The organism is Prevotella sp. MGM1, from assembly GCF_002933775.1.
Classification (GTDB): domain Bacteria; phylum Bacteroidota; class Bacteroidia; order Bacteroidales; family Bacteroidaceae; genus Prevotella.
Map to the genome: position 1 here is coordinate 1 of NZ_BEWV01000082.1, position 550 is coordinate 550.

Here is a 550-nt window from a genome sequence, read left to right on the forward strand (position 1 = left end):
ATATTGCACCGCTCCGGAAATATGGGATGGCGTTCGAGCGCCGCCCCGCTCCGGGCGATGTCACAACTACTGATGTTATCCGTGAATACAACGAAGTGTGGGTTGCCCATCGATACGAACGTGCCTGTGTATTTGCGGCCGTCGGCCTCGATGGCAGCTTCTGTCAGTCTGCCCTCTTCGTTTCCTACCTTAGTCTTGTCGCTGAGTGCCGGCTCGAGCATGTCTACCGTCACACTGTCCACCGTATCGTCTTTCCTTGTGTGAAGCCGCAGTGTCTTCATGCCTGATAGAGTGTGCAGTCTTATCTCTTTTTTACGGGTGATGCCTTTGTCGTAGAGATATTTGCCGATGCAGCGGGCCGCGTTTCCGCACATGAGGGCTTCCGAACCGTCGGCGTTGAATATCCTCATCGTGAAGCCGGTATCTCCGGTTCCGCTTCTGCCTATCAGCACAAGCCCGTCGCTTCCGATGCCGGTGTGCGGCCTGCTCCATGCCTTTGCCACGGCCTGTGGGTTGCTGATGCGGTATATCGACGTGTCCACGTATATAT

1 protein-coding gene is annotated in these 550 nt (G+C 55.6%); it reads right to left on the bottom strand.

Translation table 11 applies throughout. From position 1 onward, the window contains the following. Positions 1–548: diaminopimelate epimerase (dapF, locus tag MoGM_RS02375; protein WP_233210132.1), on the bottom strand; the 548-nt coding region annotated here is incomplete at its 3' end. Between the last annotated feature and the right edge of the window lie 2 nt (positions 549–550).